5 protein-coding genes (1 of these 5 cut by a window edge) are annotated in these 6537 nt (G+C 39.9%); 4 read left to right on the top strand and 1 reads right to left on the bottom strand.

Annotation, left to right across the window (positions count from 1 at the left end):
- Nucleotides 1–500, bottom strand: the 5' portion of a protein-coding gene (locus IGL93_RS13095; RefSeq protein WP_002354705.1) for a MurR/RpiR family transcriptional regulator. Its footprint begins 358 nt before the window's first position; 500 of the gene's 858 nt are visible here — the first part of the coding sequence; it begins with the start codon at nt 498–500; its stop codon lies beyond the left edge, outside the window.
- Nucleotides 501–645: 145 nt separating this feature from the next.
- Between IGL93_RS13095 and IGL93_RS13090 the strand changes: the two genes are divergently transcribed.
- From IGL93_RS13090 to IGL93_RS13075, 4 genes are all read left to right on the top strand, one after another.
- Nucleotides 646–1953: a PTS sugar transporter subunit IIC gene (locus IGL93_RS13090; RefSeq protein WP_002391542.1), complete on the top strand. Its 1308-nt coding sequence runs from the start codon at nt 646–648 to the stop codon at nt 1951–1953.
- The gene (locus IGL93_RS13085; protein ID WP_025190606.1) at nt 1931–3160 is read left to right on the top strand and encodes an aminotransferase class I/II-fold pyridoxal phosphate-dependent enzyme; all 1230 of its coding nucleotides are present in this window, start codon (nt 1931–1933) and stop codon (nt 3158–3160) included. Before IGL93_RS13090 ends, IGL93_RS13085 begins: the two co-directional genes overlap by 23 nt.
- A 303-nt stretch (nt 3161–3463) precedes the next feature.
- Nucleotides 3464–3931: a CtsR family transcriptional regulator gene (locus tag IGL93_RS13080; RefSeq protein WP_002354715.1), complete on the top strand. Its 468-nt coding sequence runs from the start codon at nt 3464–3466 to the stop codon at nt 3929–3931.
- Between the two features lie 2 nt (nt 3932–3933).
- Complete coding sequence (locus IGL93_RS13075; RefSeq protein ID WP_002360915.1) at nt 3934–6429, top strand: ATP-dependent Clp protease ATP-binding subunit; 2496 nt, start codon at nt 3934–3936, stop codon at nt 6427–6429.
- Nucleotides 6430–6537: the final 108 nt, after the last annotated feature.

Below are 6537 nucleotides of genomic sequence, written 5' to 3'. Positions count from 1 at the left end.
ATTAAATGGATAAATAGCTGAATGCGTAATAACTTTGTTTGAAAATCCGTTAAGCGAATGTAGGAGTTACTGACACCCACTGCTAAAATATTTTCAGCGGTTAAAAGTAAATCAATGCTTTTATTTAACATGGCCTCGGTTAATAACTGTTGGGTGGATTGAACAGTTTCAGTCGTTAACTGCGCAATTTTCTTGGCAATTAGTAAATCAGAATCTTGCGCTAAAAAAGGCATATTCGCATCAACATTCCGGATTGCTTGGTAGTGAATTTCTAAGTCGCGGGACAAGCGGATTTTAAATTCTTTGAAACCGCTAGTTTCTGTTTTTTTACACAAACGAACAATCGTGGAGGTTGAAGAGTTGGTGGCTTCTGCTAGTTCATAAATCGACATATGCAGGACTCGTTCAGTATGAGATAAAATAAAATCAATAATTAGCCCTTCGTTATATGTATAGCGTTCTTTTTGTTCTAAACATTCGATTAGATTCAATGGGTTCACCTCTCTGTGGTACTTTGTTTCGCTTTCAGTATACCTTAAGCGTATGAATTATGAAACATAGTTACAGAATCAGTTAGTCGTATTTACATCAGAAAGCGGTTTCTTTATGATGAGGATATCACAAAGGATTAAGGAGAGAAGTGAAATGGATAAGTTAACAAACTGGGTGGAGCAAGCCGTAGTGCCTAAAGTTTCAAGGATTACAAGTTTACGTTATTTTCAAGCCTTAAGAAATGGTTTTTTTGCGATTATGCCGTTAACAATTATTGGATCGATTTTTATGTTGATTACAGATTTTCCAGTAGCAGGGTATGGCGATTTTATGGCTGGAATTTTCGGTGCAGGTTGGGCGGATATGATTTCACCAGCTTATCGAGCAACTTTCAACATGATGGGAATTATTTTTGCCGGGACGATGTCCTATAAATTGGCGGAAAGTTACGAAATGGATCGTTTAACTTCATTAATTTTAGGAATTGTCGCTTACGTAGTCGTTTTACCGAAAACGGTGACCACTGAATCAGGCGAAGTTGTGACGAAAGTTTTATCGTTTGATTGGTTAGGAACGCAAGGGGTGATTACGGCCATTATTATGTCAATTCTTTCGGTTGAGTTGACTCGTTTCTGTATTAAGAAAAAATTAGTCATCAAAATGCCTGACAGCGTGCCTTCTATGGTGAGCCAAGCTTTTAGTGCATTGATTCCTGGGATTTTTGTGGTAGCGGTGGCTTTATTGATTAATGGGATTGGGCTTTCGTTTGCGGATTCCTTCCCGCAATTAATTTATGCGGTGATTCAAGCGCCACTGCAAGGTTTAATCGGAACCCCTTTTGCAATTATTATTGTGGCTGGCTTAAATGGACTGTTCTGGTGGTTTGGGATTCATCCAACTGTCATCAATTCCATGCTATATCCTATTTTATATGCGAATGCAGACAAAAACCAAAGCTTAGCGGAATTAGGGCAATTAACTGCTCAAAGTGGCAACTTTGGCACGGTCCAAATGCTCGATCAATTTGCCACAATTGGAGGCGCTGGTTGCACGATTGGCTTGGCTATTGCAATGGCCATCGTCGGACATTCATCTAGAATGAAAGCCATGTCGAAAATTTCGTTTGTTCCAGCATTTTTCAACATTAATGAACCCTTGATTTTTGGACTCCCAGTTATTTTTAACCCTTTATTATTGATTCCGATTGCGGTCGCGCCGATTGTATCGGTCTTGATTGCCTTTCTGTCAATGAAAATTGGGTTCATGCCAATGTTTACAAACATTCAAGCACCATGGGCTACGCCCTTTCTGTTTTCGGGCTTTTTAGTGGGGAAATGGCAAGGTGCAGTGACGCAAGTTTTAGCTGTTGCCGCTAGTGTCGTTATTTATTATCCATTTGTAAAAGCCTTAGATCGACAATATCAAAAAGAAGAAGCCCATGAAGTACCAGAAACATTGTAGAGAAAGAGGAGTGAAGGAAATGCATGTTGAGAATGATGAAAATATTTGCTGTGAAGTGGAAAAAGGAATGGAAAAAATGTATCATCCGATGGTGCCCGAGTTGGTTCAAACCTCTTCCTTTTATTTTCCAACTTACGAAGAATTTATGGCAGCGAGTATAGATGAAAAAAATAATTATGTTTACACACGTGGCACCAACCCCACAACAGAAATTTTAGAGAAAAAAATTGCTCGTTTGGAACGTGGAGAAAAATGTAAAGTTTTTGCCTCAGGAATGGGCGCTATTTCGGCAACGCTGTTTACGTTGCTCCAACAAGGTGATCATGTTTTAATGGTCAATACAATTTATGGAGAATCTGTTTCGTTTGTGCAATATTTAGAGAAATTTGGCGTATCCTTGACCCGAGTAGACGTTGCAGAAACAGAAGAACTTTTTCAATTTGTTCAGGAAAACACCAAAGTCATTTACTTTGAAAGTCCGTCCTCACAAAAGTTTGAACTGCTAGATTTAGAAAAAATAACTGCGTTAGCACAAAAAATCGGCGCATACACTGTCATTGATAATACGTGGGCGTCACCGTTATTTCAGCATCCTTTATGCCATAATGTGGACCTGGTGATTCATTCTTGTTCCAAATATATTGGTGGTCATTCGGATATTGTAGCAGGGGCTGTCATTGGCAAAGCAGCGCTTGTAGATCAAATTTTTGAACATGGTCATCAAGCATTAGGCGCAGTCAATAGTCCCTTCAATTCTTGGTTAGCGTTACGAGGTATTCGTACCATGCCCGTTCGGTTGGCGCATCAGTCTCAAGCCATCCAAACGGTGCTGTCGGCTTTGCAAAAGGATCCGCGAATCAGTCGCTTATATCATCCTTTTGTAGGAAATCAACAACAACAAGCGTTAGCAGAAAAATATTTAACAGGTTATGGCTCATTGTTTGCGATTGATTTAAAAGATACCGATTTTGAACGTTTGAAAACATTTGTGAATGCATTGACGTTGGTCACAATTGGGGTCAGTTGGGGTGGTTTTGAAAGTTTGGCCTTGCCTGTATTCAAAGGCAATAACTTGGCGGCTGTTCAGAAAAGAGGCTTGTCGCCAGCGCACATTCGCATGTACGTTGGTTTGGAAGAGCCAACATCTATTATCGAAGATATTCAACAAGCCTTGGATCAAGCCTACGGCGAAGAATCGTTTTTGTGAGACATTAAGATAATCAGCTGAACAAAAGCAACTCCTTCGGAATTCGCAAGGATAAAACTGTGACGAGCCTTTGGCGAGAAAACAATAAGCCGAAATTCTTGGAGCTAAACACTTTTATCTCAGCCTCTGTAATTCAATAACATATTTTCAACTTTAGGAGGGGAACTTAAGTCAGTTTGACTGAGGTTGCTCCTCCTGTTTTGCATTTTTTTATTAAAGTCAAAGCGTTCCTCTTTATTTAATAGGCAAAGTTCGATATAATAATGGTCAATATTAGTCAAGAGAGAAGAAGGATGGAAGACTATGAGTAATCAAAATACGTCAGATTTAATCGAGGCTTATTTAAAAAAGATTTTAGAAGAAAGTAATAAAATTGAAATCCGTCGGGCGGAAATGGCTAATTTATTTAATTGCGTTCCTTCACAAATTAACTATGTAATTAATACACGTTTTACCATCCAACGAGGCTACGCAGTTGAAAGTAAACGTGGTGGAGGCGGCTATATTCGCATTGTCAAAGTACAAATTTCAGATAACGATCAATTACTAAAACAAATGGATCAATTGATTGGCGCAACCTTAACAGAAAAAGATGCGCTAACATTTATTCAAACATTGTATGAAGAAGAAGTGATTACGAAAAAGGAAGGCAATTTAATGCTAGCTGCTTTAAGTAAAAGCACATTGAATGGTCTGGGGAATCACGAAGATTTTCTAAGAGCTCAAATAATGCGTTCATTTTTAGAGCGCTTGAGCTATGAGGAGGAATAACTATGGATGAACTATTTACAGAAAGTGCGAAAGCCGTACTGGCGATTGCCCAAGAAGAAGCGAAGTATTTTCGTCATCAATCCGTCGGTTCTGAGCATTTATTATTAGCACTCGTTTTAGAACCGAATGGGATTGCCGGAAAAACATTACGACAATTGAATACTGACACAGAAGACATCCGTGAAGAAATTGAGCATTTAAGTGGCTATGGCACCATGCAAAGTCCAATGGGGAATAACAACTTATACTTACCTTATTCACCAAGAGCCAAACAAATCTTTGCCTATGCGGGAGATGAAGCGAAGCGCTTAGGGGCTCAAAAGATTGGAACCGAGCATTTATTATTAGGCTTGTTAAGAGACGAAGAAATTTTAGCGTCTAGAATTTTAGTGAATTTGGGATTAAGCTTATCCAAAATGCGTCAATTATTATTGAAAAAAATGGGCGTTTCCGAACCCAATGGCGCACAACGTCGTCGGAATGGTCAAAATAAAAATACGCCACAAGGGACGCCAACATTGGATTCTTTAGCGAGGGATTTAACCAAATTAGCACGAGAACAAAGCTTGGATCCAGTAGTTGGTCGCGGGACCGAAGTTCGTCGTTTGATTCAAATTTTGAGTCGCCGTACCAAAAACAATCCTGTCTTAGTCGGTGAACCAGGTGTTGGGAAAACAGCGATAGCAGAAGGGTTAGCCCAGAAAATTGTCAACCGAGAAGTCCCTGAAGATATGCAAGGCAAACGTTTAATGATGCTAGACATGGGTGCCTTGGTTGCTGGAACCAAATATCGAGGTGAGTTCGAAGATCGCTTGAAAAAAGTTGTCGATGAAATCTATCAAGATGGACAAGTCATTTTATTTATCGACGAATTGCATACCTTGATCGGTGCTGGCGGTGCAGAAGGGGCGATTGATGCTTCAAATATTTTAAAACCTGCTTTAGCACGTGGCGAGTTGCAAACAATTGGTGCGACAACTCTGGATGAATACCAAAAATATATTGAAAAAGATGCCGCTTTGGAACGTCGTTTTGCCCGTATTCAAGTGGCAGAACCAACCCCAGAAGAAGCAGAAGAAATTCTAAAAGGCTTGCGTTCACGCTATGAAAAACATCATGGCGTAGAAATTACAGATGAAGCTCTACATGCGGCGGTTCAATTATCGATTCGCTATTTAAATGACCGCCAATTACCAGATAAAGCAATTGATTTAATGGACGAATCTGCAGCAAAAGTTCGTTTAGATAAGGCAGATCAACCTTCAGAAATTAATGAATTGCGTACCGAAATTTCTCAATTAATTACGGAAAAAGAAGAGGCCATTCAAAACCAATCATTTGAAAGTGCTGCTCGGATTCGTCAAAAAGAAAAACAAGTGATGGAAAAACTAGAAGAATTGATTGCAGTGAAAGAAAAAAGTCTGTCTGGTTACAGTACACAAGTAACAGAAGAAGACGTGGCTGGGGTTGTTTCACAATGGACAGGCGTTCCTTTGCAGCAGCTAGAGAAGAAAGAAAGCGAACGATTGATGGAATTAGAAACCATTTTACATCAACGGGTCGTTGGCCAAAATGAAGCAGTTGAAGCTGTTTCACGCGCTATCCGTCGTGCGCGTAGTGGCTTGAAAGACCCAGCAAGACCGATTGGTTCCTTCATGTTCTTAGGACCAACAGGGGTTGGGAAAACAGAACTTGCCAAAGCCTTAGCCGAAGCGATGTTTGGCAGCGAAGAAGCTTTGATTCGCGTGGACATGTCTGAGTTTATGGAAAAATACAGTACTAGCCGTTTAATCGGTTCTCCTCCAGGTTATGTCGGCTACGAAGAAGGCGGCCAACTAACTGAAAAAATTCGTCAACGTCCTTATTCCGTTATTTTGCTAGATGAAGTAGAAAAAGCCCATCCAGATGTCTTTAATATTTTATTACAAGTCTTAGATGATGGCCATTTAACGGATGCCAAAGGACGAAAAGTCGATTTCCGTAACACGATTTTAATCATGACCTCCAACTTAGGAGCAACAGCGATTCGTGAAGAAAAACATGTCGGCTTCAATGTGAAAGACATTTCTAAAAATCATGAATTAATGCAAAAACGAATCATGGAAGAATTGAAAAAAGCCTTCCGTCCAGAATTCTTAAACCGAATTGATGAAACGGTTGTATTCCATTCCTTGAAACAAGAGGAAATTCATGAAATCGTAAAAATTATGAGTCAATCTGTCGTGAAACGGATGGCCGAACAAGAGGTTAAAGTGAAAATCACACCAGCTGCAATTGAAGTTATTGGTAAAGTCGGGTTTGATCCAGAATATGGCGCACGTCCAATTCGTCGGGCCTTGCAAAAAGAAGTGGAAGATCGTTTAAGTGAAGCCCTTCTTTCTGGTCAAATTCAGTTAGGGGATAAAGTAACTTTAGGCGCTAGCAAAGGCAAAATCACGTTAAATGTGCGGGCACCAAAAGCACCAAAGACAGAAGCAAAAGAATTACAAACTGTATAGATGAGATGCAAAGGAGGTCGGGACAGAAGTGTTTAACTCCGAGAAATAAGCCGAAGGGGTTGCTTCTGTTCTCGCCGTGTATCAGTTTTTGAGCGTGGGACAAAAATC

This window comes from Enterococcus sp. DIV1328a, from assembly GCF_050536905.1.
GTDB lineage: Bacteria > Bacillota > Bacilli > Lactobacillales > Enterococcaceae > Enterococcus > Enterococcus faecalis.
The sequence above is the reverse complement of the archived record's forward strand: the minus strand, read 5'-3'. Positions and strand labels throughout refer to the sequence as shown.

Bases quoted from the DNA above. Each gene is read 5' to 3' on its own strand.
- IGL93_RS13085 (WP_025190606.1), top strand. From the start codon at position 1,931: ATGAAGTACCAGAAACATTGTAGAGAAAGAGGAGTGAAGGAAATGCAT.
- IGL93_RS13080 (WP_002354715.1), top strand. From the start codon at position 3,464: ATGAGTAATCAAAATACGTCAGATTTAATCGAGGCTTATTTAAAAAAG.
- IGL93_RS13075 (WP_002360915.1), top strand. From the start codon at position 3,934: ATGGATGAACTATTTACAGAAAGTGCGAAAGCCGTACTGGCGATTGCC.
- IGL93_RS13090 (WP_002391542.1), top strand. From the start codon at position 646: ATGGATAAGTTAACAAACTGGGTGGAGCAAGCCGTAGTGCCTAAAGTT.